The organism is Nonomuraea sp. NPDC049152 (genome assembly GCF_040648355.1).
GTDB lineage: Bacteria > Actinomycetota > Actinomycetes > Streptosporangiales > Streptosporangiaceae > Nonomuraea.
Window position 1 is genome coordinate 362820 of sequence record NZ_JBEZDO010000005.1, and the last position, 24211, is coordinate 387030.

General features: G+C 69.3%; 20 protein-coding genes. 6 read left to right on the plus strand and 14 right to left on the minus strand.

The window, feature by feature from the left end:
* Positions 1–36: 36 nt before the first annotated feature.
* The 3 genes from AB0B45_RS12935 to AB0B45_RS12945 form a co-directional block, all read right to left on the minus strand.
* Positions 37–1125, minus strand: coding sequence for a glycosyltransferase (locus AB0B45_RS12935; RefSeq protein WP_358129257.1), 1089 nt, complete (start codon positions 1123–1125; stop codon positions 37–39).
* Between the two features lie 19 nt (positions 1126–1144).
* Positions 1145–2407: a nucleotide sugar dehydrogenase gene (locus AB0B45_RS12940; protein ID WP_358129261.1), complete on the minus strand. Its 1263-nt coding sequence runs from the start codon at positions 2405–2407 to the stop codon at positions 1145–1147.
* 103 nt (positions 2408–2510) lie between these two features.
* Complete coding sequence (locus AB0B45_RS12945) at positions 2511–4046, minus strand: glycosyltransferase family 4 protein (protein WP_358129263.1); 1536 nt, start codon at positions 4044–4046, stop codon at positions 2511–2513.
* Positions 4047–4219: 173 nt separating this feature from the next.
* On the opposite strand from AB0B45_RS12945, the gene wecB reads away from it, so the two are divergent.
* Positions 4220–5347 (plus strand): UDP-N-acetylglucosamine 2-epimerase (non-hydrolyzing), encoded by a 1128-nt coding sequence (gene wecB / locus AB0B45_RS12950; RefSeq protein ID WP_358129266.1) that lies wholly within the window; start codon positions 4220–4222, stop codon positions 5345–5347.
* Between the two features lie 42 nt (positions 5348–5389).
* Positions 5390–7420 (plus strand): glycosyltransferase, encoded by a 2031-nt coding sequence (locus AB0B45_RS12955; RefSeq protein ID WP_358129267.1) that lies wholly within the window; start codon positions 5390–5392, stop codon positions 7418–7420.
* A gap of 330 nt (positions 7421–7750) precedes the next feature.
* Here AB0B45_RS12955 and AB0B45_RS12960 read toward each other — a convergent pair whose 3' ends face one another.
* The 10 genes from AB0B45_RS12960 to AB0B45_RS13005 all read right to left on the minus strand — a co-directional run bounded on the left by AB0B45_RS12960 (position 7751) and on the right by AB0B45_RS13005 (position 17291).
* Positions 7751–8587 (minus strand): hypothetical protein, encoded by an 837-nt coding sequence (locus AB0B45_RS12960; protein WP_358129268.1) that lies wholly within the window; start codon positions 8585–8587, stop codon positions 7751–7753.
* A gap of 27 nt (positions 8588–8614) precedes the next feature.
* Entirely contained in the window at positions 8615–9499 is an 885-nt protein-coding gene (locus AB0B45_RS12965; RefSeq protein WP_358129271.1) for a hypothetical protein, read from the minus strand.
* Positions 9496–9822 carry a PadR family transcriptional regulator gene (locus AB0B45_RS12970; RefSeq protein WP_358129274.1) on the minus strand — a complete coding sequence of 109 codons (327 nt, stop codon included), beginning with the start codon at positions 9820–9822 and terminating at the stop codon, positions 9496–9498. Before AB0B45_RS12970 ends, AB0B45_RS12965 begins: the two co-directional genes overlap by 4 nt.
* Positions 9823–10044: 222 nt before the next feature.
* Positions 10045–11142, minus strand: coding sequence for a PrsW family intramembrane metalloprotease (locus AB0B45_RS12975; RefSeq protein ID WP_358129277.1), 1098 nt, complete (start codon positions 11140–11142; stop codon positions 10045–10047).
* A gap of 458 nt (positions 11143–11600) precedes the next feature.
* The gene (locus AB0B45_RS12980) at positions 11601–12056 is read right to left on the minus strand and encodes a carboxymuconolactone decarboxylase family protein (RefSeq protein WP_358129280.1); all 456 of its coding nucleotides are present in this window, start codon (positions 12054–12056) and stop codon (positions 11601–11603) included.
* Between the two features lie 264 nt (positions 12057–12320).
* Positions 12321–13439, minus strand: a complete 1119-nt coding sequence (locus AB0B45_RS12985) for a CU044_5270 family protein (RefSeq protein WP_358129283.1) — start codon at positions 13437–13439, stop codon at positions 12321–12323.
* Positions 13436–13957 (minus strand): RNA polymerase sigma factor, encoded by a 522-nt coding sequence (locus AB0B45_RS12990; protein WP_358129286.1) that lies wholly within the window; start codon positions 13955–13957, stop codon positions 13436–13438. Before AB0B45_RS12990 ends, AB0B45_RS12985 begins: the two co-directional genes overlap by 4 nt.
* Positions 13958–14068: 111 nt before the next feature.
* Positions 14069–15250 (minus strand): FAD-dependent monooxygenase, encoded by a 1182-nt coding sequence (locus AB0B45_RS12995; protein WP_358129288.1) that lies wholly within the window; start codon positions 15248–15250, stop codon positions 14069–14071.
* A 77-nt stretch (positions 15251–15327) separates the two neighbouring features.
* A complete protein-coding gene (locus tag AB0B45_RS13000; protein ID WP_358129291.1) occupies positions 15328–16782 on the minus strand; it encodes an FAD-dependent monooxygenase in 1455 nt (484 codons plus the stop codon).
* A 74-nt stretch (positions 16783–16856) separates the two neighbouring features.
* A complete protein-coding gene (locus tag AB0B45_RS13005; protein WP_358129294.1) occupies positions 16857–17291 on the minus strand; it encodes a hypothetical protein in 435 nt (144 codons plus the stop codon).
* 365 nt (positions 17292–17656) lie between these two features.
* Here AB0B45_RS13005 and AB0B45_RS13010 point away from each other — a divergent pair, with 365 nt between their 5' ends.
* Positions 17657–19621: an NAD(P)-binding protein gene (locus tag AB0B45_RS13010; protein WP_358129297.1), complete on the plus strand. Its 1965-nt coding sequence runs from the start codon at positions 17657–17659 to the stop codon at positions 19619–19621.
* The gene (locus AB0B45_RS13015; protein ID WP_358129300.1) at positions 19618–20457 is read left to right on the plus strand and encodes a PrsW family glutamic-type intramembrane protease; all 840 of its coding nucleotides are present in this window, start codon (positions 19618–19620) and stop codon (positions 20455–20457) included. The genes AB0B45_RS13010 and AB0B45_RS13015 overlap by 4 nt, the downstream gene beginning before the upstream one ends.
* Here the strand turns inward: AB0B45_RS13015 and AB0B45_RS13020 are convergent.
* The gene (locus AB0B45_RS13020; RefSeq protein WP_358129301.1) at positions 20429–21400 is read right to left on the minus strand and encodes an acyltransferase family protein; all 972 of its coding nucleotides are present in this window, start codon (positions 21398–21400) and stop codon (positions 20429–20431) included. The two genes, AB0B45_RS13015 and AB0B45_RS13020, sit on opposite strands and share 29 nt — an antisense overlap.
* Positions 21401–21703: 303 nt before the next feature.
* Between AB0B45_RS13020 and AB0B45_RS13025 the strand changes: the two genes are divergently transcribed.
* The gene (locus AB0B45_RS13025) at positions 21704–23812 is read left to right on the plus strand and encodes an ATP-binding protein (RefSeq protein WP_358129304.1); all 2109 of its coding nucleotides are present in this window, start codon (positions 21704–21706) and stop codon (positions 23810–23812) included.
* Entirely contained in the window at positions 23809–24210 is a 402-nt protein-coding gene (locus AB0B45_RS13030; RefSeq protein ID WP_358129306.1) for a roadblock/LC7 domain-containing protein, read from the plus strand. The genes AB0B45_RS13025 and AB0B45_RS13030 overlap by 4 nt, the downstream gene beginning before the upstream one ends.
* Position 24211 lies beyond the last annotated feature (1 nt).

Sequence of the window (24211 nt, forward strand, 5' to 3'; positions counted from 1 at the left end):
AACCTACCGCCCTCGTGATCTGCAGGAGATGAACCGCTACTTCTTGACGCCCGCCCAGGACTCGAGCTGGGAGACGAACCTGCGTGCCGAGGTCGGCCAGTGGTGGTTGGCGCGGGCGGCGGCGTAGCCGCGCGCGCCCATCGCGTGCCGTCCGCGCTGGTCGTCCCTCAGCGACAGGACGGCCTGGGCCACGGCTTTCGGGTCCTCCCACGGCACGACGATCCCGCTCTCGTACCGCTCGACCAGCTCCACCGCGCGCGGCGAAGGCGTCGTTATCACCGGGATGCCGTGGGCCATGTACTCCACGATCTTCGTGGGCATGGAGTGCCGGTAGTTGGGCTCGTCGTGCAGCAGCGACAGGCCGGCCAGCGCGCCGTCGAGCCGCTTGAGCGCCTCGTCGTTCGGCATGAAGTCGCGCCACTCCAGCACGCCATCGGCCACCGCCTGGTTGAGCGCGGGGCGCGACTGCGGGTCGGCGTAGCCGATCAGTTCCACCGCCACCCTGTACGGCTGCAGCAGCCTGCCGACCTCGATCGCCTCCTGGACGCCGCGCGCCCTGGACAGCCAGCCGAGGTAGACCACCCTGTCGTCGCCCGGCGGGGTGACCGCGTCCGGCACCCACGTCTCGTTGGGGACGATGAGGTGCGCGTGCTTGAACCTGCCCGCGTAGGCGGTCTCCGCCAGCAGCAGGTGCAGCCGGCGCTCGGCCGTGCTCTCCAGCAGACGGGCCAGGAAGCGCACGGGCGGGCGCAGGAACGACGGCAGCCACGGCTTGAGCGACAGCGTCGCGGGGGTGTCCTCGTGCACGTCCCAGACCACGGGCGGCCTGCGGCGGACGCCCCAGACGGAGAAGAGCAGCTCGGGGTCGTGGATGAGGACCAGGTCGACCTTGTCGCGCAGGCGTTTGAACACCCTGCGCGCGGCCCACACCGCCCGCAGGCGCTTGCGCTGGGCCGCTCTGGGCAGGTCGATGCCGTTGACCCACGGCCTAGCGACCACGCCGTGGGCGGAGAAGGACGCCGCGTACGTGACCTCATGACCGGCATCCACGAGGGCGCGGATCTGCCGGTGCAGGATCCGGGCGTCCTCGGGGTTATGCACCACCGTCATGACGAGCACGTGCACTGCGCGCAGCCCCCTGTCGCTACAGCCGCTCGACGCGTTCACCCTCGGCGAGCACGCCTCGGGTGTCCAGCACGAGCCTGGCCTTGTCCTCGACCATGTCGAGGTCGAAGGCGGCGTGCTGCTGCAGCAGCAGCGTCACGTCCGCGTTCACTACGGCCTCGGCCAGGTCCTCCTCACGCGGCACCTCTGTGCCGTCCACCGACCACTTCTTGACGTGCGGGTCCACGAACGTGAGCTCCGCGCCCAGCTCCAGGAGCGCCCGCGCGACGGGCAGGGCGGGGGTCTCGCGCTCGTCGGCGATGTCCGGCTTGTAGGTGACGCCGAGCAGCACCACCTTCGAGCCGTTCACGGCCTTCTTGTGCCGGTTGAGCAGTCGCTGTACGCGGTTGACCACGTACGACGGCATCCGCTCGTTGATCTCTTGCGCCAGCTCGACGAACCTGAACGGGTAGCCGAGCTTGCGAACGGTGTAGGACAGGTAGCCGGGGTCCACGGGGATGCAGTGCCCGCCGACACCGGGACCCGGAAGGAACTTCTGGAAGCCGAACGGCTTGGTCGCCGCGGCCTCGATCGCCTCCCACAGGTCGACGCCCAGCTCGTCGCAGAAGATCGCCATCTCGTTGACGAGGGCGATGTTGACGTGCCGGTAGGTGTTCTCGAGCAGCTTGGCCATCTCGGCCTCGCGGGTGCCGCTGACGGGCACGATCTGCTCGATGAACTGGCCGTAGAAGGCGGCGGCCCGGTCGCGGCAGGTGTCGGTGAAGCCGCCGACGACCTTGGGCGTGTTGCGCAGGCCGTACTTGGGGTTGCCCGGGTCGATGCGCTCGGGCGAGAAGGCGAGCTGGAAGTCGACGCCCGCCACGAGGCCCGAGGTCTCCAGAAGCGGCCTGGCCACCCCGTCGGTGGTGCCCGGGTACGTGGTGGACTCCAGGACGACGAGCGTGCCCCGCTGCAGGTTGCGCGCGACCGACGCGGTCGCACCCTCGACCGCCGACAGGTCGGGACGGTGGTCCTCGTCCAGCGGCGTGGGAACGCAGATGACGATCGTGTCGCTGGTGGCCAGCACCGAATCGTCGAGCGTGGCGCTGAAGCCGTTGGCAAGCATGTGCTCGAGGTCAGCGTCGGTCAGGTCGTCGATGTAGGACTGACCGGCGTTGAGCGCGTCGATCTTGCGGGAGTCGACGTCCACGCCGACGACCCGCAGACCTGCCGCGACGGCCTCCTTGGCCAGCGGCATGCCGACGTAACCCAGGCCGATTACCGCCAGGTCGAAATCCGTCACGACATCGCCTTAGAACACTTCATGGTCGCAAAGGTTATCTCAAGTCCACCTAGCTCACGCCTAATGCGACTGAACCCGTCAGAACAGACAGCGAACTTGTAGGTCATCGGTCTGCAAGAGATCGGTAAAGGTCACGATAGGTCTCGGCAACGCGGCTCCACGTACGCTTGGCCGCCACTTCCGCCTTTCCAGCCTCACCCATCTCAGCCCTCCTGGCGGGGTCCTGCCGCAGCTCGGACAGCGCCTTGGCGAGCGCTTCCGGGTCGCCGGGCGAGACGAGCAGGCCCGCTCCCTCGGAGCCGACGAGCTCGGACAGCGCGGGCAGATCGCTGAGCACGACGGGCTTGCCGAGCGCCATCGCCTCGACGGGTTTCAATGGCGTAACGAGTCGGCAGACGCGCAGATCCTCCCGCGGACAGCAGAAGATGTCGATCGCCGCCTGCGCCTGGAGCGCCTCCTCGGGACCGACCCTGCCCGGCAGGATCGCGGACCTGAGCCCGAGCTCCTCCACCAGCTCCAGCAGGTTGTCCCGCTCGGTGCCGTCGCCGACGATGAGGACCCTGATGTCGTCCCTGAGCAGCGCGCCGGCTCTCAGCAGGGTCGCGAAGCCCTCGTATGCCACGATGCTGGAGACCGAGCCGACGACGATCTCGTCCTCGCCGATGCCCATCGACCTGCGGAAGGCCGCGCCGTCGTAGTCGGCCGTCAGCAGCGAGTCGTCCACCGCGTTGGGCGCCAGGCGGATCTTCTCGCGCGGGACACCGCGCTCCACGATCTCCTGCGCCATCGTCTCGGCCAGCGTGACCACCGCGTCCGCCTCGCGCATCAGGAACGCCTCGCGGTCGCGCTGGAGCACGTGGCGCTGGCTGCCGATGCGGATCGGGTCGCGGGAGGCCCAGGTCTCCTCCAGGAAGCCGCGCACCTCGTAGACGAACGGCGTGCCGGTGCGCTCGCGCACGGCGTGCGCCATCGAACCGTTGCGGTGGTCGGTGGCCGCGTGCAGCACCTGCGGCTTCAGCTTGGCGACGAGTTCGGTGATGCGCTCGGCGCCCAGGATGATCCGCCCGCGCGTCTCGAACGGCATCTCCTGCCTGCCGTCCGGCAGCAGCCGGTGGTACGGGATGCCGTCCAGCTCCTCGAAGGGCGCGGCGTCCGCGTGGCCCTGCAGCATCGGCCAGCCCCAGCTGGTCACGACGTGCGGGTCGAGGCCCTTCTCCTTCTGCGCGGACACGATCCTGTGCGTGCGCACCGTGTAACCCGCCTGCGTGTACGGCAGGGCGTTGGTCACCACGTGGAGCACCCTGCCCGCCACGCGCTCGCCGACGGCCACCTTGGGACGCGGCGGGATCGGGTCAGAGCTGATCGCGGCCAGCTCGCCCCGGTAGTAGGCGGCTCTGCGGCTCACGAAGGGGTACTTGGCGTGCGGCTCCAGGACCTCGGCGGCCTCGGCGACCCGTCCGGCGTCCCAGTGCGCCTTCGCCTCGTTCCACGGCGCCTTGACCACGCGCATGCCGACCTTGCGGACGGCGCGCCGTACCTTGCGGGCGGCGGGCCAGGCGACCTTGCCCACGACGGGGCGCAGCTTCGGGGGAAGCGCGTCAGCGGCCGCCTGCGCGACCCGGACGGGGTCGGATTTCACCTTCGCGAGGACGACGCGGGAAACGATGACGGGGTGCTGGATGAACCCTTTGAGAAGTCCACCGACTCCGGCCCTGGCCGACTTGGCGGAAACCTTTGGTCTGGCGTCGGATACCACGCGGTGACCGTACCATAGGCAACGTTTTTCCCCTTCCGCTATGAAAGGCGAGGTAGATGAGGGAGAACCCCCTGGTCCTCCATGTCCTCGGCGCCCGTCCCAACTTCGTGAAGGCCGCCCCCGTGGTCCGCGGGCTCGACGAGTTGGGCGTGCGGCAGGGCATCATCCACACCGGTCAGCACTACGACGCGCTGATGTCCGACGTCTTCTTCGCCGACCTCGGACTCCCCTCTCCGGTGGCCAACCTCGGAGTCGGATCGGGGACGCACGCCAAGCAGACCGCGGCTCTCCTCGTCGGCCTCGAAGAGGTCTTCATGGCGCAGGAGCCCGACCTCGTGATCGTCTACGGGGACGTCAACTCCACGCTTGCCGCCATCCTCGTCTGCGCCAAGCTCGGCGTCCCCACCGCCCACGTCGAGGCGGGGCTGCGCTCCTTCGACCGCGCGATGCCGGAGGAGGTCAACAGGATCGTCACCGACTCGCTGTCGGACCTGCTGTTCGCCACCTCGCCCGAGGCGCTGTCCTACCTGGCCGCCGAGGGCGTGCCCGCCGCCAAGACGCACCTGGTCGGCAACCCGATGATCGACAGCCTCTTCGCCGCGCTCCCCTCGCTCGACCCGGCCCCCGTCGTCGAGCGGCTCGGCATACCTTCTCGTTATGCCGTGGCCACGCTGCACCGCCCGGCGAACGTCGACAGCCCCGAGGCGGCTCTCGAACTCGTCTCCGCCGTGCTCGACGTCGCCGCGCAGATCCCGCTCGTGGTGCCGATGCACCCGCGCGGGCGTGCCCAGCTGGCCGCGGTCGGGCTGGTCGACGGGCCGGACGTCAAGGTCGTCGACCCGCTCGGCTACGTCGACTTCCTCTCGCTCGTGCGGGGCGCGGCGCTGGTCGTGACCGACTCGGGCGGAGTGCAGGAGGAGACGACGATGCTCGGCGTGCCGTGCCTCACCGTCAGGCCCAACACCGAGCGGCCGATCACGGTCACCCACGGCACCAACAAGCTCGTCACGCCCGCGGGGCTGCCCGCCGCCGCGTCCAAGGCGCTGTCCGACGGAGCCACGACCCCCGCGGGCGAGCTGCCCGTGCTGTGGGACGGCGCCGCCGGGCCGAGAATCGCACGGGTCGTCGCATCGTGGCTGAAAGGGGAAAACCTTTCGCCTGCCTCACGAAACGGGCGGCTGTAGCCGTACCATGACAGACCTCCTTTGACACGTTAGGGCGAGCGGATGTCTTCAGAAGAGCCGACCTTCCAGCGACTCGGGCCGATCAACTGGCTCCCTGAGGAGCGCAAGCTCGTCGAGAGGTACGAGGCGGAGATCAGGGAGCTGCGGCGGCGGCTGGAGATCGCCGAGGCTCGCGCCGAGTACTCCACGTGGAAGCTCCAGGCCACCCAGGCGAAGCGCTCGTTCAAGCTGGGCGAGGCGCTGACGTCGAAGAGCCCTGGCAAGGTCGTGGCGGCGGTGCGCTCGCACGAGAAGGCGCCCGCCGCTCCGACGCCGGTCTCGGAGGTGACCGAGGCGGCGGGCAAGCGCCGTCCGCTGGTCGAGGTGCCCACGGTGAAGTGGCCGACGGGGCCCGTCAACAGGCCCGACCTGAAGGTCGCGGTCATCCTGGACGACTTCTCCAGGATGGCGTTCCGCTACGAGTGGGACCAGATCGAGTTCGGGCTGCGCGACTGGCCGGCGATCTTCGAGGACAAGCGGCCCGACCTGCTCTTCTGCGAGTCGGCCTGGCACGGCAACCAGGGCCGCTGGCGCTACCAGATGACCGGGACCAACGCCCCCAAGCAGGAGCTGAGGGACCTGATCGAATGGTGTCGCGCCGAGGGCGTCCCCACGGTCTTCTGGAACAAGGAGGACCCGCCCAACTTCGACTTCTTCATCGACACGGCCAGGCTGTTCGACTACGTGTTCACGTGCGACGGCGACATGGTCCCGAAATATCGTGAAGTTCTGGGACATGACCGGGTGGACGTCCTGCAGTTCGCCGCCCAGCCCCGCGTGCACAACCCCATCCAGCAGAAGCAGGGCCGCCTGCACGACGTGGTCTTCGCGGGCATGTACTTCCGCGACAAGCACCCCGAGCGACGCGAGCAGATGGAGACCGTGATCGACCCGATCAGGGAGCTCGGCCTGCACATCTTCGCCCGCAACGGCTCCGTCGACGACAAGTACGCGTGGCCGGAGAAGTACGAGCCGCACATCGTCGGCGAGCTGCCCTACGACCAGATGCTCGCGGCCTACCGCATGTACAAGGTCTTCCTCAACGTCAACTCGGTGCTCGACTCGCCCACCATGTGCGCGCGCCGCGTCTTCGAGCTGTCGGCGTGCGCCACCCCCGTCGTCTCCGGCTGGTCACGCGCCATCGAGGAGACCTTCGGCCCGCTCGTGCCCATCGCCCGCGAGCCCATCGAATCCTTCAATCAGGTGCTCCACCTGATCAACAGCCCCGAGCTGCGCGCCCGCATGGGCCACCTCGCCATGCGCGAGGTCTTCGACAAGCACCTGTTCTCCCACCGCGTCGACCAGATCCTCGGCTTCATGGGCCGCCCCACCCAGTCGCGCTCGCGCTCCATCTCCGTCGTCCTGCCCACCAACCGCGCCGCGCAGATCGAGCACGCCATCAGCTCGGTCGCCAAGCAACGCCACCGGCCGCTCCAGCTCGTCATGGTCCTGCACGGCCTCGACATCGACCCCGTCGTCGTCGCCGACAAGGCCCGCATGGCAGGCATCTCCGACGTCGTCGTCCTGCCCGCCTCGGCCGAGATGTCACTGGGCGCGTGCATGAACCTGGGCATCGCGGCCGCCGACGGCGAGCTCGTCGCCAAGATGGACGACGACAACCTGTACGGCGAGCACTACCTGTCCGACCTGGTGCGGGCGTTCGACTACTCCGAGGCCGAGCTGGTCGGCAAGGGCGCCCACTACACCTACTTCGAGGGCACCAACACGACCATGCTGCGGCTGCCCGGGCTCGAGCACCGGTACACGTGGCTGGTGCAGGGCGGCACGTTCCTCGGCACGGCGGACATGTTCCGCTCGTACGGCTTCGCGGACATCACCCGCGGCGAGGACACCCACCTGGTGCGACGCCTGAAGGAGGACAAGGTCAAGATCTACTCGGCCGACCGGTTCAACTTCGTGTACTGGCGGAGCGCGGACTCGGCCATGCACACCTGGCAGGCCGACGACATCAAGCTGAACAGGGTCGCGCAGTTCTCCTTCGTCGGACACCCTGAATCCCACGTCATGCTCTGACGGCACGGACGGTCGCAACGGCTTCCCTGGACGAGGTGGTGGAGGGACCGGGCCCTCCACCACGGTTGTCGGCTCAGCGTTCGTCCGGGGGCCTGAAGATCACTCTGTCGTCTACGTAGCAATCGCAGTTGCCGCAGCCTGGGACCACGTCGGTCCTCCCCTCACCTGTCTCCCTCGACCGTACGACAGGCGATCGGCTCCTTGGCTGACCGGGAAGGTCAGAGTAGCGTTCTCGCCCTCGCACGGGCTGGACGCGGAGCCGACCATCGATGACAGGGGACAGGGAGCCGGCCGGTCCTGCGCGCATGACGCTCTGCGGTACCGTCCGGCTCACCACGGGATCTGCTCCTCCGCCTCCTGGCGGATGGCCGTGGAGATGGGGGAGTAGCGCGCGTAGAACTCCTTGCCGCACTCGAGGTCGTCGAGCGCGTCCTTGACCTCCTTGGCGAAGTGCGGCCTGGCCTGTTCGGCGGTGAGCTCCGGGAAGCCATGGGAGTCGTCGCCCAGCTTGTCGAGTTCCGCGAACATGGCCTTCTCGCCCCGCTTGGCCAGGTCACTCGGCTTGAGCGAGGTGACCGCGTAGCCCTTCGCCTTGAGGCAGTCGCCGAACGTCACGGCTAGCCGCACCAGTTCGGAGTCGCCGTCGAGCCGCCGGGCGGTGAGCCGATCAGAGAGGTCGCGTTGTAGGTTCGCCACGTCCATGATGCTGCTCACGTCCTTGTTCAGCACCACCTTGAAGGCCTTCGTGCTACAGGCCTGCTTCGCGGTCTCGAACGCTCTGAACTGCGCCTCGTTCATCCTGACCTTCGCGTTGGGATCCTCCCCGAAGTCTTCAGGGACCAGCGCGCCGGAGGCGGAGTCATGGGGATAGATGTACCGCGCGAAAGCCTGGTAGCCGTACTTGGTCCTGAACTCCTTGGCCGCGGCGTAGTCACCGTGCGCCATCTTCTTCTGTGCCTCGGTCTCCTTGGGCTCGCTCATGATGAACGGGATGTACTTGAAGCCCTTCTGCTTCATGCAGTCGGCCTTCGCTCTCTCCAGCTTCCACTTCGTCTCCTTGGCGTCCTTCCCCGCGCCGGTGGCGCTGGAGGCGACGGGCTCGGGCGCCTGGGTGGCGCATCCGGTCAGTACGGCAAGCGCCAGGGCCGCCGCGACGAAAGCTCTCATGGGATCTCCAAACAGGACATGGCAGAGTCAGCGCAGGACGGGTCCGCGATGGTCGCGTGACACGAGGACTGCGGCGACGGAGGGAAGGGCGAGCACGGCCCAGTAGGCCAGATGCCGCACGGTCAGGTACGAGCTGTTCTCCGCGATCATGGCCGTGGCCGAGAGAAGGTAGACCAGCGCCGCCATGCCCCACCGCGGGTCGCGCGCCATGCGGGCCGCGCAGACTGCCAACACCAGCAGGCCCAGTTCGAGGGCCAGTCGGGGCAGGCTGATCGGGAAGTTCGAGTCGTTCATCAGGACGGGTCCCGTCCAGATGGCGGGCACGATCGCGAGCCACCACCACCCCCAGGAGCGGGCCTTCAGCGGCCGGCCGCGCGCGGCCAACGCGAGCGACCCGGCGAAGGCGAGCGCGTAGGAGGTGGCCACGGCAGCCGGGCCGGTTGTGGCGAACAGGCCGCTCGGCGACTGGGCGTCGGACGTGATCGGCATGAGGACGTGATCGAACAACTGCGCCCCCGCCGCGACCGCCGTGGCCTTCGCCCCGGTGAGGAGGAGGAGGGGCAGCGCCAGCCGTACCCTTCCCAGCAGGACGGCCAGCACGGTGAGCGCGGACAGGGCCGTCCACAGCGGGATCGCGGCGACGAATGGCAGCAGCGCGGCGAGGTTGGCGACGGCCAGCGCGGTTACGCCCAGGTGCAGGCCGTCGGGCCAGGCGAGGCCGGGCGCCGCGTGCTCGACGCGGGTGCGCAGCCCGCCCAGCAGCAGCCCCGCTGCCTCCCTGACGTCGGGAGACCGCTGCCCTGGTTCGGCGGTGTCGAGCAGGATGTCGACGAGTTCGTCGCCGTGCGCCCTGCGATAGCCCACCGGGTAGGCCAGTAACAGCCTGCGGTAGCGCCGCTCGAGCCGCGTCACGCGAGAGCCTCACGGTCGAGGACCAGGGCCGCCGCCTCGTTCATACGTCTGGCCTCGATCCGCACGATGGCCGCCCCTTCGTCGGTGATGCGGAAATAGCGGCGGACGCGACCGTTGACCGTCTCCTCGCGATCGACGGCGAGCACGCCGCGAGCGGTGAGGCGTTCGAGGATGGCGTAGAGGGTGCCGACCGTCGGGCGGACCCGACCTGTCGACAGCTCGCCGATCCGCTTGAGGATCGCGTGACCGTGAAGCGGACCGTCGAGCAGCACGGTGAGCACGAAGTACATCGGCTCGCTGACTTCTGATGATCGTCTCGGCACGGCGGCGAACATACTCTGTTGAACAGAGCATTGCAAGGTGAAGCGCGCCGAACCGCGGCGCCACGGCCGGTCAGCTCCGCCCGGAATCCGCGACTCGCGGGCGACACCTCGTCACCGGGCACGGCCTGATAACGGCAGGCCCGTCCCCATGCGGCTGCCCGTCATCGCGGGCGGGCCGGTCGCGCTGCGCCGCAGATCGAGTACGGCGTAGCGAATCCCGGGTTACAGCGCTGCCGCGCGGAGGCGGGCTCGGGCCTGTGTCATGACCGCCAGCCGCTCGTCGCGGTCGTGGTCGTTGGGCGGCACGTTGTCGCGTTCGGCCCGCTGGTGCAGGATGACCAGCTCGGTCGCGGCCCGCTGGTAGTCGGCCATCGCGCGGCGGGCCGACGGCGTCCGTGCCTGGTGAAGGGTCTGCCAGCGGGCGCGTCCCGAGGAGAGCATGGCGATGTCATCGGGCGTGACCAGGCCTGTGGCTCGGTATAGGAGCAGGTGGCGGCCGATCGTGGCGACCAGCAGCCGGTGTTCGAGGACGATGACGGCGGTCAGGACGAGGACGACCGCCGCGCACACGACGTAGGCCTGCTTCTGCCCGGCCGGCAGGTGGGAGGCGGAGAAGACCGTGTCGTTCCACAGGATGTGGAGGAGTACGGCGCCCGCGCAGGACGCGAGGGCGATCGGGAACCGTGTCCCACCTCGCGCGATGACCGCGTAGGCGATGCCGAGCCCGGCCAGCGAGGCGCAGAGGGGGTGGGCGATCCCCATCCCCAGTCCGTGATGGACGACCATGGTGAGCACGTCGCCGTGGCCTCCCCTGGCGAACGCGGTGAGGTAGAGGGTGACGTTCTCGACGGTCGCGAACCCCAGGCCCGCCATAGCGGCGTAGACGATGCCGACGGTCAGGGAGGTGATCGCGTGCCTGCGCCACCACAGCAGCCACAGGAGCGCGGCCCCCTTGGCCATCTCCTCGAACAGCGGCGTCGTCGCGGTGCCGCCGCCGGAGGCCTTCGTCAGGACGGCGGCGGCGAGCAGCGCGATTCCTCCGCCCCAGGCGAAGGCGAAGACGAGGTTCAGCCGCGGTTTCGGAGTCAGCTGATCGATCGCGAGCACGACGACGAGCAGGACGGGCAGGGGTGCCAGTCCGACGGCGATCGACAGGACGAGGTCGGCGACGCTCCCGCCGAGCCTCGGCATGAGGGAGGCCAGGTAGCCCAAGGCGCACAGCCCGGAGATCACGATGGCGACGATCAGGCCGCCGTCCTGCCTGGACGGCCGAAGGCGCAGGCCGAGCAGAGGCGCTCGCAGTCCGTGGATGCAGGTCATCGCGGTCTCCTCTCTGTGGCGCAGAACCTGAGACCGTTTCTACCTATTTGTGGTTGCACGTCCCTTTTAGATGGCTTGCTGGAGCTTCGATGGCTTGCCGGATCGAGAAACCAGAAAGCAGCACCGCCCAACGGAGAGGGCGGTGCTGCTTTCTCTTCAGGCCGGAAGAAGCCGGGGCGACAAACGCTTCCCCGTGCCACGGCTGATCCCGACGATCCGGTGCGCCGCATGGCCGTCTGCCGACGTCTTGCCGCGATCGAGCGAGCCGCTCAGAGGCGGGTGGCCGCCATGATCTTTTTGCGCACGGGTCGTCAGCCTAGGTGATCAACTTCCATGCCACTACCAAAACACCCAAATCCGCCGGTCAATCGCAACCAGCTGCAAGTCGGACGTGGCCGAAAGGCCGGTGATCGATGACGCGGTCAGGGTGACGGGGGTCGGGGCCGCCGCCTGGGCGGTCAGCCCCAGGCGCCCGCCACCTGCTTGGTGGAGGCGTTGAGCCTGTTCCAGAGGTTGACGGTGGCGATCCCGAGGATCAGCGCGGCGAGCTGCTGCTCGTCGTAGTGCTTGGCGGCCTCCTCGTAGATCTCATCGGACACCGGCTCGGGCCGGTCGCTCAGCCGCGTGGCGGCCTCGGCGAGGGCGAGGGCCGCGCGCTCGGCGTCGGTGAAGTAGGGGGCGTCCCTCCAGCCGGCCACGGACCAGAGGCGCTCGTCGCTCTCGCCGCCCTTCTTCAGCGCACGGGCGTGCATGTCGACGCAGACGCTGCAGCCGTTGATCTGGCTCGCGCGCAGGTTGACGAGCTCGATCAGCTGCTTCGGCACGCCCGCCTGCTCCACGGTGGCGCCGACGGCCAGCAGGGCCTTCATCGCGCCGGGGACCACCACGGCCGGGTTGCCCATACGTGCTTCCATGATCATTCTCCTGTGCGTCCGCTCGTTCTGTCGATGACGGTCCTGCCCAGCGGGGCTGCGCTTCGGCCGTCACTGATATGACGACCCCGGACGGAGGAGTGTGACAGCGAGAGGAGAAAACTTTCGGGCCCGGGAGGAAAGGGCGGACACCCGCGGTCGGACCTGGCCGCCCGGATCAAGCCCGACGTCCCCCACGCGGCGCGCATCTGGAACTACTGGATGGGCGGCAAGGACAACTCCGTAACCCCGCGGCACGGGAAGGCGTCAGGAGGTGCGTGAGTCGGTCCATTCCGCGCGCACGACGGTGGCGGTGTTCCACACGGTGCCGGGCGCCAGACCGGCCTGGTGGCCGCCAGCCTTCACCACGACGCTCTCGCGCCCGAGCGCCACCCCGGTCTGCTCATCGATGATCAACCGGTCCTGCAGCAGCCCCTTGTCGCCGTCCGCTCCGTTGGCGCTCGACTCGGTCTCCATGGCGATCGCCGTACCCGATCGTCCTCGCGCGTCGGTGACCTCGCCGACGGCGGTCACGGACGGCAGCGCGGCCAGCATCCGGAAGGCGGCCCCACGCACCTTGGCGCTGACCGGCATGTCGGTGATGAGCCCGGCCGTCACCTGGAACAGCCACGCGTCCTCGGCCATGGGCGCGTCGGACTCGGTGCCCTTGCCCTCGTAGTACTTCAGCAGCCAGGCCTTCAGCCCCGCCTCGTCGTCCGGCAGCGCGGCCAGGTCGGCGAGGGTGACGTTGCGGCCGAGCCAGAACACCTCCTTGCCCGTGTGGTGGCTGGTGTACGGCTTGTTGGCGGCGACGGGGACCAGTCTTCCCACGCCCTTGCCCGGCACGGCGACCTTGATCTCCGCGGGAGATCCCGCGGCCGCCCACTTGGCCCTGTCCTCGTCGGTGGCGGGCTTGGCGCCGAGGTACTGGGAGCGGGACCACTGCCCGCGCTTGCTGACCCACATCTCGTCGCGCTGCTCCGTCACCATCACGTAGCCGCCCGGCGCCGTGAAGAGGTTCCTGCCGAGCGTCTCGGTGTGCCAGAACTCGCCCGACGTGGCCGGCTGCCGCTCGGCGCGAGTGGCGGCGACGAGGAGCACCTGCTGGGCGGTGAGCTTGACCGGAGAGCTGGACGCGGGGGCGGCCGACGGCGCGCGCGGAGCCGTACCCCCTCCGGTGCCTGCGGTGAGGACGGCGACGGCCGTGACGGCGACGGCGGCGCCTGCCAGGCTGAGCCCCCACACCAGGCGGGACTTACCCCTGCGCCTGGCGATCGGGCCTTGGGACATGGCGTAGGCGAGCTCGGACCGCCTGGTCCGCTCGTCGGTCGGGGTGTCGCCGAGGTGGGCGGGGCGGGCGGCGCGAAGCTCGTCGATCGGGTTCATGACCACTCCTCCTTGAGGCCGAGCCTGGACATGGCGGGGGCGGTGGGCTGTTCCATCTCGCGTTGCAGGCGCTTGCGCGCGCGGTGGAGTCGCACCTTGAAGGCGGGCACGGAGCAGCCGACGACCTTGGCGGCGTCGCGGGTCGAGAGTCCCTGCCAGGCGACGAGGACGAGCAGCTCGCGCTCGTCCTGGGTGAGCCTGGCCATGGCCTTGAGGACTCCGAGGCGCTCGGCCACCTGGTCGGCGACGTCGCCCGATACCCATTCGCGCAGCTCGTGGTTGAGCCCTTCGCGCTTGATCTCGTCCCTGATGTTGTCGCGCAGGACGTTCCTCGCGATCCCCAGCAGGTACGGCAGCGCGTTGCCCGGTAGCTGGTCGAGCTTGCGCCACGCGATGGCGAATGTCTCGCTCACCACCTCGTCGGCGACCTGCCTGCCCGCCCGTGCGACCACATAGGCCCACACGCGCTGGCGGCATTCGTCGTAGATGGTGGTGAACCGTTCTCGCTCATCCGTCACCGCCCAACTCCCTCATGTCTCGGGTGTGCTGACACAGAGAAGTGGTTCGAGAGCTTCGATGGTTACAGGGACATTCCTCGCGCGCAGAAAGTGCCGGCCTGCACCGGGGCATTACAGCGCGTATTCCTTCAGCTTGATGGAGTTGGCCGCCTTGGTGGTCATCTTCTCGAGGAAGCCGATGAGGAAGTTCGAGGTCAGGACCTTGTAGATGCGGTTGCGCCGGCGGACGTTCTTCGGGGCGAAGAAGCCGCCCGCGCCGTCGGCGACCCGCTGGCAGGCCTTGGCGTAGCCGCGGATCTGCTCCTCGTAGCGCGCGAAGGCGACCCTGTGGTCGCCGCCCGCCGCCGCGAGCTCACCCGCCAGCACATAGGAGGCGATGAGGGACATGCCCGCGCCCATGCCGCCCATGGTGGCGCCGTAGCCGGCGTCGCCGATGAGCGCGATCCGGCCCTTGGTGTAGTGGTCCATGTGGATCTGGCTGATGGAGTCGAAGTAGAAGCCGTCCGACTCCTCCAGGTGCGAGAGCAGCTCAGGCAGCTCCCAGCCCGCCCCTCGGTATGCCTCGGCCAGCAGCCGCTTCTGGGTGGCGATGTCGCGGTGGTGGTAGTCGAGCGAGTCCGAGGCGAAGACGCACACGACGGTGACGGAGTCCTGGTCCCCCTCGGAGGCGTAGACGAGCGAGCCGCGGCCGGGCTCGCTGTACATGAGCGACTTGCCGCTGACGCCGAGGTGGTTGGGCGCGTCGAACAGGGCGGCGTAGTACCCGGAGCTCTTCAGGAACTGCGACTCGTCGCCGAAGGTGAGCCTGCGCACGTTGGAGTGGAGCCCGTCGGCGCCGATGACCAGGTCGAACCTGCGCGTCCAGCCGCTTTCGAAGACGACGTCGACGCCGTCGGCGGTCTCGGTCATGGCCGCGATGGAGTCGTTGAACAGGTACTCCGCCCTGTCCTTTGTCAGGTCGTGGAGCAGGTGCGACAGGTCGCCGCGGGTGATCTCCACGTTGCCGCCGGTGAAGGAGGCCGGCAGGCTCAGCTGCGGCCTGCCCTCGGCGTCGATCATGACGAGCGGGCCTCCTTCGGTCTGGCGGCGGCGGACCTCGTCGAGGATGCCCATGCGCTCCAGCATCGTCATGTGCGCCTCGCCGCGGAAGTCGACCGCCTGGCCGCCCTTCCGCAGGGCGGGGGCCCGCTCGACGACGGTGACGGCGTAGCCGTACCTGAGGAGCCAGTGGGCCATGGCGGGCCCCGCGAGGCTGGCGCCGGAGATCAGGACGTGCTTCGTGGTGTTCGTCATGGGTGCAGAGTGGCGGGGCCCGCTGACCGGCCGCGCACCGTCCACGCACCGCCCGCCGCGACCAGGCGGGCGAGCGGTCAGCGGGGGCCGAACCAGCTGGTGAGCGCCTCGGTGAGCGAGCCGTCGCCCGCCGTCCACGCCACGTGCCCGTCAGGCCTGACGAGCAGGGCGTCGGCGGGCGCCGCGTCGCAGGTGCCCCTGACGATCTCCACCCGCCCCGCCCATGCCTCGGGTACGGCCCTGCCGTCGAGGACGAGCAGCAGTCCCCTGCCCGACCGCATCAGCTCGGCCACCCTGAACGTCCCTTCGGCGGTCTTGACCGTCAGGTCGGGGACGAAGCGGCCCACGAGATCGTCGGCCGAGCCGAGGTCGTAGCGCAGGCCCGCGCCGGAGACCAGGTCCGTCAGCCGCCTGTTGGCGTCGTCCGACTCCAGCAGCATCGCGAAGATCTCCCGCACCGCGTCGACGTACGGCCCCGGCCCCATCATGGCCACCTGCGCCCTGGTGTTCTCCAGCACCTTGGCCGCGACCGGTCCACGCTCGGCCGTGTAGGTGTCGAGCAGCTCCCGCCCCGCCTCGCCCCTGATGACCGCGGCCAGCTTCCACCCGAGGTTGAACGCGTCGCCGAGGCCGAGGTTGAGCCCCTGTCCTCCGAAGGGGGAGTGGACGTGGGCGGCGTCGCCCGCCAGCAGGACCCTGCCGATCACGAACGACTCGGCCAGGCGGGCGTTGTCGGTGAAGCGGGTCAGGGACCTGGCTTCGAGGACGGTGACCTCGGTGCCGCTGACCCTTCGCAGGGCGGCCTGGAGCTCTTCGACGGTGATGGCGGCGTCGCGGTCGGCGGGCGGCCCGTCGAACTCGACCACCAGCACCCTGCCGGGGACGGGCCCGTTGACGACCAGGCCGCCCGGCAGCCTGTTCCAGCCCATGGGGACGAAGTCGGCGTCGTCGAGCTCGACCAGCGCCTGGTAGCCGGTGATGACGCCGTCGGTGCCCGGGAAGGGCACGCCGGAGGCCTTGCGGACAGGGCTGCGGCCGCCGTCCGCGCCGACGAGCCACCCCGTCCGCAGCTCGTAGGGCCCTTCGGGGCCTTCGACCTGGACGGTGACGCCTTCGTCGTCCTGGGTGTAGCCGGTGAGGGTGTGGCCGCGCCTGATCTCGGCGCCTTCGGCCGCGGCGTGGTCGCCGAGGAGCTGTTCGAGGGCCTGCTGAGGGACGAGCGTCGCGGCCTTCGAGGAGTAGGCGCTCTCCCTGAGCACCCACATGCCCGCGAAGTGCCCCCGGGGCGCCGACCCGCGCCGACCGCCCGTCGACGGGAGGGCGGACGAGGGGATGCGGTCGGCCAGGCCGCGCAGATCGAGAGCGTCGACCGCGCGGGGCGCCAGCGATCCCGCCTTGACTCGCGGGTCGATCGACAGCAGCGGTTCGAGGACGACCACCTCGACCCCGCGCAACCTCAGCTCGGCGGCGACGGCCAGCCCGACGGGCCCGGCGCCCGCGACGACAGCGTTCTTCATGACGACGTTCTCCATGACGACCTCCAGAGAGTGGATCGGGTGAGAGCCACCTTCTGAGGCCGCGCTGGCAACCGCCTGTCAGCTCTCTGTCATGCTCCGTCGCCATTCATGGCAAGCGTCAACTTTTCATAAGCTTCGCGGCTTTGGTCGGCTAGACCGTCATATTTCACTTTTCGTGCGACTACTAGCAGGCTCATCACAACTGTCCCCGCTCTGATCACCACCGATCCCACCTCCAGGCGCTGACCGCCGCCGGTGACGGCCGTGACATGGGCGCGCGACTGGTCGCCGAGCGGCGGCAGGTCGACCGTCCTGGTGACGTAGCTGACCGTCTCCCCCTCCACGACCGCCTGGTAGGAGGCGCACGCCGCGGGCAGCTCGCCGGGAAAGGCCGAAGGCAGGTCCACCAGCGCCTGGGTGACGGAGCCTTCGTCAGAGCTGTAGGCCACGACGGCGGCGGGCGCGGTGCGCACCTCGGGGCGATCCAGGTCCAGCCGTGGCGCGCACGAGGAGCTCTGCCGCATGGCGGCCACTCCCTCCCTTGTCGCGCGAAGCGTGCCGTAAGGACCCGATTCGGGACCGTACGCGACGCGCATGCCCGGCGGGGCGGGAAGGAGAGCCGCACCGAGATCGCGGACGGGGGCCGGGGTCCCGGCGGCGCTCGGCGCGGGCTCTCGCGGGACCGATCCAAGGCCGCATCCGGAGATCGACACAAGTGCCGCACATATCCCGGAAAATGCTTTCAACATGCTTTCCCCATTTCCCTGACTCCCCTCCTTTCTAAGGCATCGGAAAACCTCTCCGAGGAGATCGGCGAATACGCGTAAAATGTTCATAGAAACGCCGCGCGCCATGGGAATGCGTTTCTGACCCTCGTGATGATCATGGCATGGAGATCGATCCGCGCCGGGCGCGCGAACTCGGCATGAGCCGGCCCATCTCGCGCCGCGACTTCTTCGACGGCGTGGCCATGGCGGCGGGGGCCGCCGCCCTGGGATCCCTGGCGAGCTGCGGGAGGGACGTCGCCGCGCCCGGCAGGATCGGCACCGACGGCCTGGAGGTCCCCCAGGAGGTCAAGTTCCCCCCGGGCATGACAGGACTGCAGGGCAACACCCCGGCGGCGCTGAGCGTCCCGCACGCGCTCCGCGACGACAGGTTCTGGCAGTACGCGGGCGCGGCGCGGCCCACGGGCGAGAGCTACGACCTGGTGGTGGTCGGTGGCGGCATCAGCGGCGTCAGCGCGGCCTTCGAGTGGCTGCGCAACGATCCGAGCGCCCGTGTCCTCATCCTCGACAACCACGACGAGATCGGGGGGCACGCGCGCCGTAACGAGTTCGCGCCCAAGGGCCGCATGGGCCCGCTCATCGGGTACGGCGGCTCGCAGTCGATCGAGGCGCCCTCGGCCTGGACGGCCGAGGGCAAGGCCCTGCTCGACCGGCTCGGCGTCGAGCTCGAGAAGTTCAAGACGTACTTCGACCGGAAGCTCTACAGCGACCTCGACATGACCGACAGCGTCATGTGCGACAGGGAGAGCTTCACCGCCGAGAGGCTCGTCAAGCTCACCCCTTGGCTCACCCCCGAGCAACTGGCCGCCCAGCTGCCGATCGCGGAACAGGCCAAGAAGGACCTGGTCAGGCTCTACCGGCGGCCCCCCGACTACCTGCGAGGCCTGTCGCACGAGCAGAAGGAGGAGCGGCTGGCCGCGCTGACCTACTCCCGCTACCTCCTCGAGGTCGCCAAGGTCCACCCTGACGTGGAGCGGTTCTGCAGGACCATGTCGAGCGACGAATGGGCCTACGACACCACCTCGTTCGGCGCCATCGACGCGTGGGGCAGCGCCGGCGGCTGGGACTACCCCGGCCTCCATGGCCTCGGGCTCGACAGCGGCAAGCCGTCCAGGTTCAACTCGCCGACCATGATCAAGCAGTGGGGCGCCGACGACCCGTACGTCTACCACTTCCCCGAGGGCAACCAGGCGCTCGTGCGGATGATGGTCGGCAGGATGATCCCCGGCTTCGCCGACGCGACCGAGATGGACGAGATCACCACCGCCGCCTTCGACTACAGCGCGCTCGACCTGTCGGGCAACCAGGTGCGGTTCAGGCTGTCCAGCCCGGTGGTCTCCGTCGCCAACGGCGGCGGCGCCGACGCCGCCACCAGCGCGACCGTCGGCTACTTCGACGGCAACTCGATCAGGACCGTCCGCGCGGGCGCGGTCATCATGGCCTGCTGGAACATGATGATCCCCTACCTCGTCCCCGAGCTGCCCGCGGAGCAGCGCGAGGCGCTGCGCCAGGCGGTCAAGATGCCGCTGCTGTACGCCATGGTCCAGCTGCGCGACTGGACGGCCTGGCAGCGAGTGGGCGTCCACCACACGCGCTGGACCGGCGCCTACTGGTGCGTCTCCGAGCTCGACCACCCGGTCAGCATGCCGGGCTACGCGTGCCCGAGGGATCCCAGCGAGCCGATCGGCGTCCACATGATCGCGACTCCCGCGCAGTCGGGCATGGCGCCCTCCCACGGCGCGGTCGCGGGCAGGCATGTGCTGATCAAGACGCCGTTCAGCTTCATGGAGTACACCATCCGCGACCAGCTCACCCGGCTGCTCGGCGCGGGCGGCTTCGACCCCGAGCGGGACATCGAGGCGATCACCGTCAACAGATGGGGTCACGGTTACGCGCCGGAGTACTGTCGGCCGTGGAACGCCTTCTATCCCGACGGGCCGCTTCCCGCGGAGACCGCGCGCAGGCGGTTCGGCAGGATCGCCATCGCCAACTCCGACTCCGTTCCCGCCGCCTACGCGGACGCGGCGATCACCGCGGCCCACCGAGCGGTGACGGAGCTGCAGCGATGAGACAATGGCTGAAGATCTTCCTGGCCGGGTTCGTTCTGTGGGTGGCCACGGTCGCCGTCACCGCGTGGACGGCCAACTCCAACCTCATTCCCGCCCTCGTGCTGCTGGGCAGCTTCCTGGTGCCGGTGACGTTCGTGGTGTGGGCCTACGGGCGCGGCAGGACCGCCGACGTCACGGTCGAGCTGCTGTTCAGGGCCTTCGTCGTGGGCGGCCTGCTGGGCGTGCTCGGCGCCTCCCTGCTGGAGAGCTGGCTGCTCAGGCCCTCTGTCTGGGCCTACCTCGGGGTCGGGCTCATCGAGGAGGGCGTGAAGCTGGCCGCGCTGATCATCGTGACCAGGAGGATGGTCCGCCGTACGGCCAGGGACGGCCTGGTGCTCGGCGCGACGGTCGGCTTCGGGTTCGCGGCCTTCGAGAGCGCGGGCTACGCCTTCAACGCGCTGTTCACTCCGGTCGGTCTGTCGCTTTCGCAGCTGGTGGAGACCGAGGTGCTGCGCGGCCTTCTCGCGCCGGTCGGTCACGGCCTGTGGACGGCGATCATCGGCGGCGTGCTGTTCGGCGCGGGCAACCGCTTCACCCCCCGGGTGATCCTCACCTACCTGGGCGTCTCCGCCCTGCACGGGCTGTGGGACTCGATGAACGCCATCGCCATCGCGCTCACGCTGCTCTTCACCGGGAAGAAGTGGCAGTTCGACCAGCTTCGGATCGGCCAGGTCCCTGAGGTCACCGAGGCCCAGGTGCACATCTACACCGTCTTGGACCTGGGGGGCCTGGTGGTCATCTCGGTGATAGGGCTGCTCTGGCTGCGCGCTATCGCACGGGCCGCCGCAAAGCGGTGAACGCCCAGGACATCCTGGGCTCGACCGCCCATCCGAAGGCCGCGCGGACCGGCGGCGTGCACAGCACGGTCGCCACGACCACGCCGAGCGCGATCGACAGCGGCACGCCCAGGTGGAGGCGCTCGGCCGCCTTCACCACGAACCCGTGCAGCAGGTAGGCGTACATCGTCGCCGAGCCCAGGCCGGAGAACCAGGTGCGCTGCCGCGGTGTCACCGCCATGAACGCCGCCACCAGCACCGCTCCGGCCGCCAGCATCCCGAGCCTGATGAGGCTGCCCGTCAGGTCGTCCACGCCGATCGCGGTGTTCGCGTGCCGCCACCTGATCCACTCCGTGGGCACGAGGTCGTGCAGGGCGAGCGCGGCCACCAGCCCGGCCGCGAGCGTCGCCCCTCCGACGACCTTCATGTACGGCCTGCGCAGCAGCTCGAAGTGCTCGGGCCTGAGCATGAGCCCGAGCACGTAGAACGGCAGCAGGCCGAGGGTGCGGTTCATCGACAGCTCGTCGGGCAGCGCGCTCGTCCCCGACAGCAACGACAGCCCCACCGCGACGGCCAGCGGCCAGCGCAGCTGCTGCCAGACCGGCGTGGACAGCCGCCAGAGGAACAGCGACATCAGGAACCAGGTGAGGTAGTACGGGTCGAGCAGGCTCAGCTCCAGCTTGCCGTACAGCAGGAGCCTGGGCACCGAGTAGGCCAGCTCGAACAGCACGTACGGCACCGCGAGCGTGGCGATCAGCTTCCTCGCCTTGCCCGACGAGAAGGTGAAATTTCGTGACAGGTAGCCGCTCAGGGTGATGAAGAGCGGCATGTGGAAGATGTAGACGTAGAAGTAGAGCGCGTGCGCGATCGGCTCCTCACGCAGATCCTCGATCATGTGCCCGCAGACGACGAGCACGATGGCCAGGTACTTGGCGTTGTCGAAGTAAGGATCCCTGTCGCTCACAGCCCACGGACCCTAGCCATGCCACGGCGAACTCCGGGTGTCCTGCGGCCGAACCCTTGTCGGCGGACCGCCGTCTCCGAAGACCTGTCAGCGACCGGATCCGGAGCGTGACGCGAAAGCACAGGTCAGGACACTCCCGCGAGATCACGGTAGCGCGGCGTCCCCCGCGAGTCCCGATATTCCCGCTAATCTCCAGGTTCCTCCACTGCGCCACGGACATAATCGGTGCTAGTCTCCTGTGCGATCTTCCGAGGTGTATTTACACAAAGCGTGGAAATCGCCTCGGTACTCCGAGGTTGGGACATGAGCTCGAGAAACCGGTCGATTCGGTTCAAGATCTTTCTGTTGCTGCTCCTGCCGCTCCTGTCCCTGAGCGCGCTCTGGGGCTTCGTCCTCAACCTGACCGTGAGCGACGGCCAGGCTCTGTTCCGCGCCAACAGGCTGTACGAGACCATCGGTGTGACCTCCACCGACCTCGGGCTCCAGCTTCAGTCGGAACGGGCCGCCTCCGCCACCTCGGCGGGCAAGCGCGGCCGCGAGCTCACCGCCCAGCGAGAGCGCACCGACACCTCTCTCGCGGCCTTCGCCGCGGCCGTCGCCGCCACCGACGACGACCGGCTGCGGCAGACGCTGCGCGACACCACCGAGGAGCTCGACAGGCTCGACTCCATCCGCGCCTCGCTCGATGCCGGCCTGGAGACCCGCCTCCACACCATCAACGACTACAACCACCTGCTCGACACGCTGTTCCGCCTCTACGAGCAGCTGACCGCGGTCCCCGACCTGCCGATCTTCCAGCAGGCCAGCGCGCTGCAGGCGATGAGCAACGCCCGCGAGGTCATCTCCAGGGAGAGCGCCCTCGTCGGCGCCGTGCTCACCAACGGCAAGATGGCCGAGGCCGAGGCCGCCGCCTTCACCGAGTACGTCGCCACCCGCAAGTTCCTGCACACCCGCGCGCTGTCGACGCTCGACACCGAGCTCCGCGTGCCGTACGAGCGGTTCTTCGCTTCCCAGGCCTTCTCGCGGTTCTCGCAGGCCGAGGCGCGGATCGCGATCGCGGGCGGACCGCCGCCCAACGCCGAGGAATGGACCGAGCCAGTGGCCGAGGTGACGGCGCGGCTCGACCGGCTCGGCGCCACGTCCGCCCGCGTGCTGGCCGAGCGTTCGGCGGGCGTGTCCACCACGGTGATGGTGCGCATCGCGGTGGCCGGCGGCGTCGGCCTGCTGGCCGTCATCGCCTCGATCATCATCTCCGTCAGGTTCGGCCGCCGCCTGTCCGCCGAACTGGCGGGGCTCAGGACGGCGGCTCTCGACCTGGCCGAGGTACGGCTCCCGCGGCTGGTCGCCAGGCTGCGCGCGGGCGAGGACGTCAACGTCAGGAAGGAGGCGCCCCCGCTCAAGGTCAGCGGCGCCGCCGAGATCCTCGACGTGGCCAAGGCGTTCGCCTCCGTGCAGCGCACCGCGGTCGAGGCCGCGGTCGGCCAGGCGAACCTGCGGCGCGGCATCAGCCTGGTCTTCCTCAACCTCGCCAGGCGCAAGCAGGGCCTGCTGCACCGCCAGCTCGGCCTGCTCGACGGCATGCAGCGCCGTACGCACGACCCTGACGAGCTGGAGGATCTCTTCCGCCTCGACCACCTGACCACGCGCATGCGGCGGCACGCCGAGGGCCTGATCATCCTGTCGGGCTCGGCGCCTGGACGGGTGTGGCGCAAGCCTGTGCCCACGATCGACGTGGTCAGGGCCGCCGTCGCCGAGGTCGAGGACTACACCAGGATCGCCGTCCAGCAGCTGCCGGAGGCCGCCCTCGACGGCGCCGCCGCGGCCGACGTCGTCCACCTGGTGGCCGAGCTGCTGGAGAACGCCACCATCTACTCCCCGCCCAACACCACGGTGCAGGTGCGCGGCGACTCGGTGAGCAACGGATACGCGATCGAGATCGAGGACAGGGGACTCGGCCTCGCTCCCGAGGAGTACGCCAGGCTGAACGGCCTGCTCGTGAACCCGCCCGAGTTCGACCTGGCCGACAGCGACAGGCTCGGTCTGTTCGTGGTGGCCAAGCTCGCGGCCAGGCACGGCGTGAGCGTATTGATCCGGGCCTCGCCGTTCGGCGGAACCACCGCTATCGTGCTGATCCCGCGCGGTCTGCTGGTGGAGCGGCCCGCACTGCCGTCCGCCGAGCCGTCCAAGCGCGACAGGAAACCCCTTGCGCTGGTCGGCGGCACGACCACGACCCACAAGGGTCTGCCGAGGCGGGTAAGGCAGGCCAACATCGCACAGCAACTGAAGGCCCCCGAGCCAGAGCCAGAGTCACGCCCAGAAAGATCGCCAGACGAGGTACGCGACCTGTTCTCCGCCTTCCAGCGGGGCACCGAGCGCGGCCGAGAAGAAGAAGCCCAGGAGGGGGACCTATGACGACACCCACTGCGAACACCGGCGAGCTGAACTGGCTCCTCGACGATCTCACGACCAGGGTGGGCGCCGTCAGACAGGCGGTGATCCTGTCCACTGACGGCCTGGCCGTCGGCTACTCGCGGGGTCTTGCCCGTGAGGACGCCGAGCACCTGTCGGCCGTCGCCGCCGGGTTCCAGAGCCTGGCCCGCGGTGCGGGGCGGCATTTCGGCGGTGGCGACGTGCGCCAGACCATCGTGGAGATGGAGGCGGCGTTCCTGTTCGTCACGGCCGCGGGGCAGGGCACCTGCCTTGCCGTACTGGCCAACTCCGACGCCGACGTCGGCCATATCGCCTACGAGATGGCGATGCTGGTCAAGCGCGTCGGGCAGCACATCTCGACTAATCCCCGCGTGTCATGAA

Excerpts from the sequence above, each read along its gene's own strand:
- wecB (WP_358129266.1), top strand. The coding sequence starts at position 4,220 with ATGAGGGAGAACCCCCTGGTCCTCCATGTCCTCGGCGCCCGTCCCAAC.
- AB0B45_RS12955 (WP_358129267.1), top strand. The coding sequence starts at position 5,390 with ATGTCTTCAGAAGAGCCGACCTTCCAGCGACTCGGGCCGATCAACTGG.
- AB0B45_RS12960 (WP_358129268.1), bottom strand. The coding sequence starts at position 8,587 with ATGAGAGCTTTCGTCGCGGCGGCCCTGGCGCTTGCCGTACTGACCGGA.
- AB0B45_RS12975 (WP_358129277.1), bottom strand. The coding sequence starts at position 11,142 with ATGACCTGCATCCACGGACTGCGAGCGCCTCTGCTCGGCCTGCGCCTT.
- AB0B45_RS12980 (WP_358129280.1), bottom strand. The coding sequence starts at position 12,056 with ATGGAAGCACGTATGGGCAACCCGGCCGTGGTGGTCCCCGGCGCGATG.
- AB0B45_RS12985 (WP_358129283.1), bottom strand. The coding sequence starts at position 13,439 with ATGAACCCGATCGACGAGCTTCGCGCCGCCCGCCCCGCCCACCTCGGC.
- AB0B45_RS12995 (WP_358129288.1), bottom strand. The coding sequence starts at position 15,250 with ATGACGAACACCACGAAGCACGTCCTGATCTCCGGCGCCAGCCTCGCG.
- AB0B45_RS13000 (WP_358129291.1), bottom strand. The coding sequence starts at position 16,782 with ATGGAGAACGTCGTCATGAAGAACGCTGTCGTCGCGGGCGCCGGGCCC.
- AB0B45_RS13005 (WP_358129294.1), bottom strand. The coding sequence starts at position 17,291 with ATGCGGCAGAGCTCCTCGTGCGCGCCACGGCTGGACCTGGATCGCCCC.
- AB0B45_RS13010 (WP_358129297.1), top strand. The coding sequence starts at position 17,657 with ATGGAGATCGATCCGCGCCGGGCGCGCGAACTCGGCATGAGCCGGCCC.
- AB0B45_RS13015 (WP_358129300.1), top strand. The coding sequence starts at position 19,618 with ATGAGACAATGGCTGAAGATCTTCCTGGCCGGGTTCGTTCTGTGGGTG.
- AB0B45_RS13025 (WP_358129304.1), top strand. The coding sequence starts at position 21,704 with ATGAGCTCGAGAAACCGGTCGATTCGGTTCAAGATCTTTCTGTTGCTG.
- AB0B45_RS13030 (WP_358129306.1), top strand. The coding sequence starts at position 23,809 with ATGACGACACCCACTGCGAACACCGGCGAGCTGAACTGGCTCCTCGAC.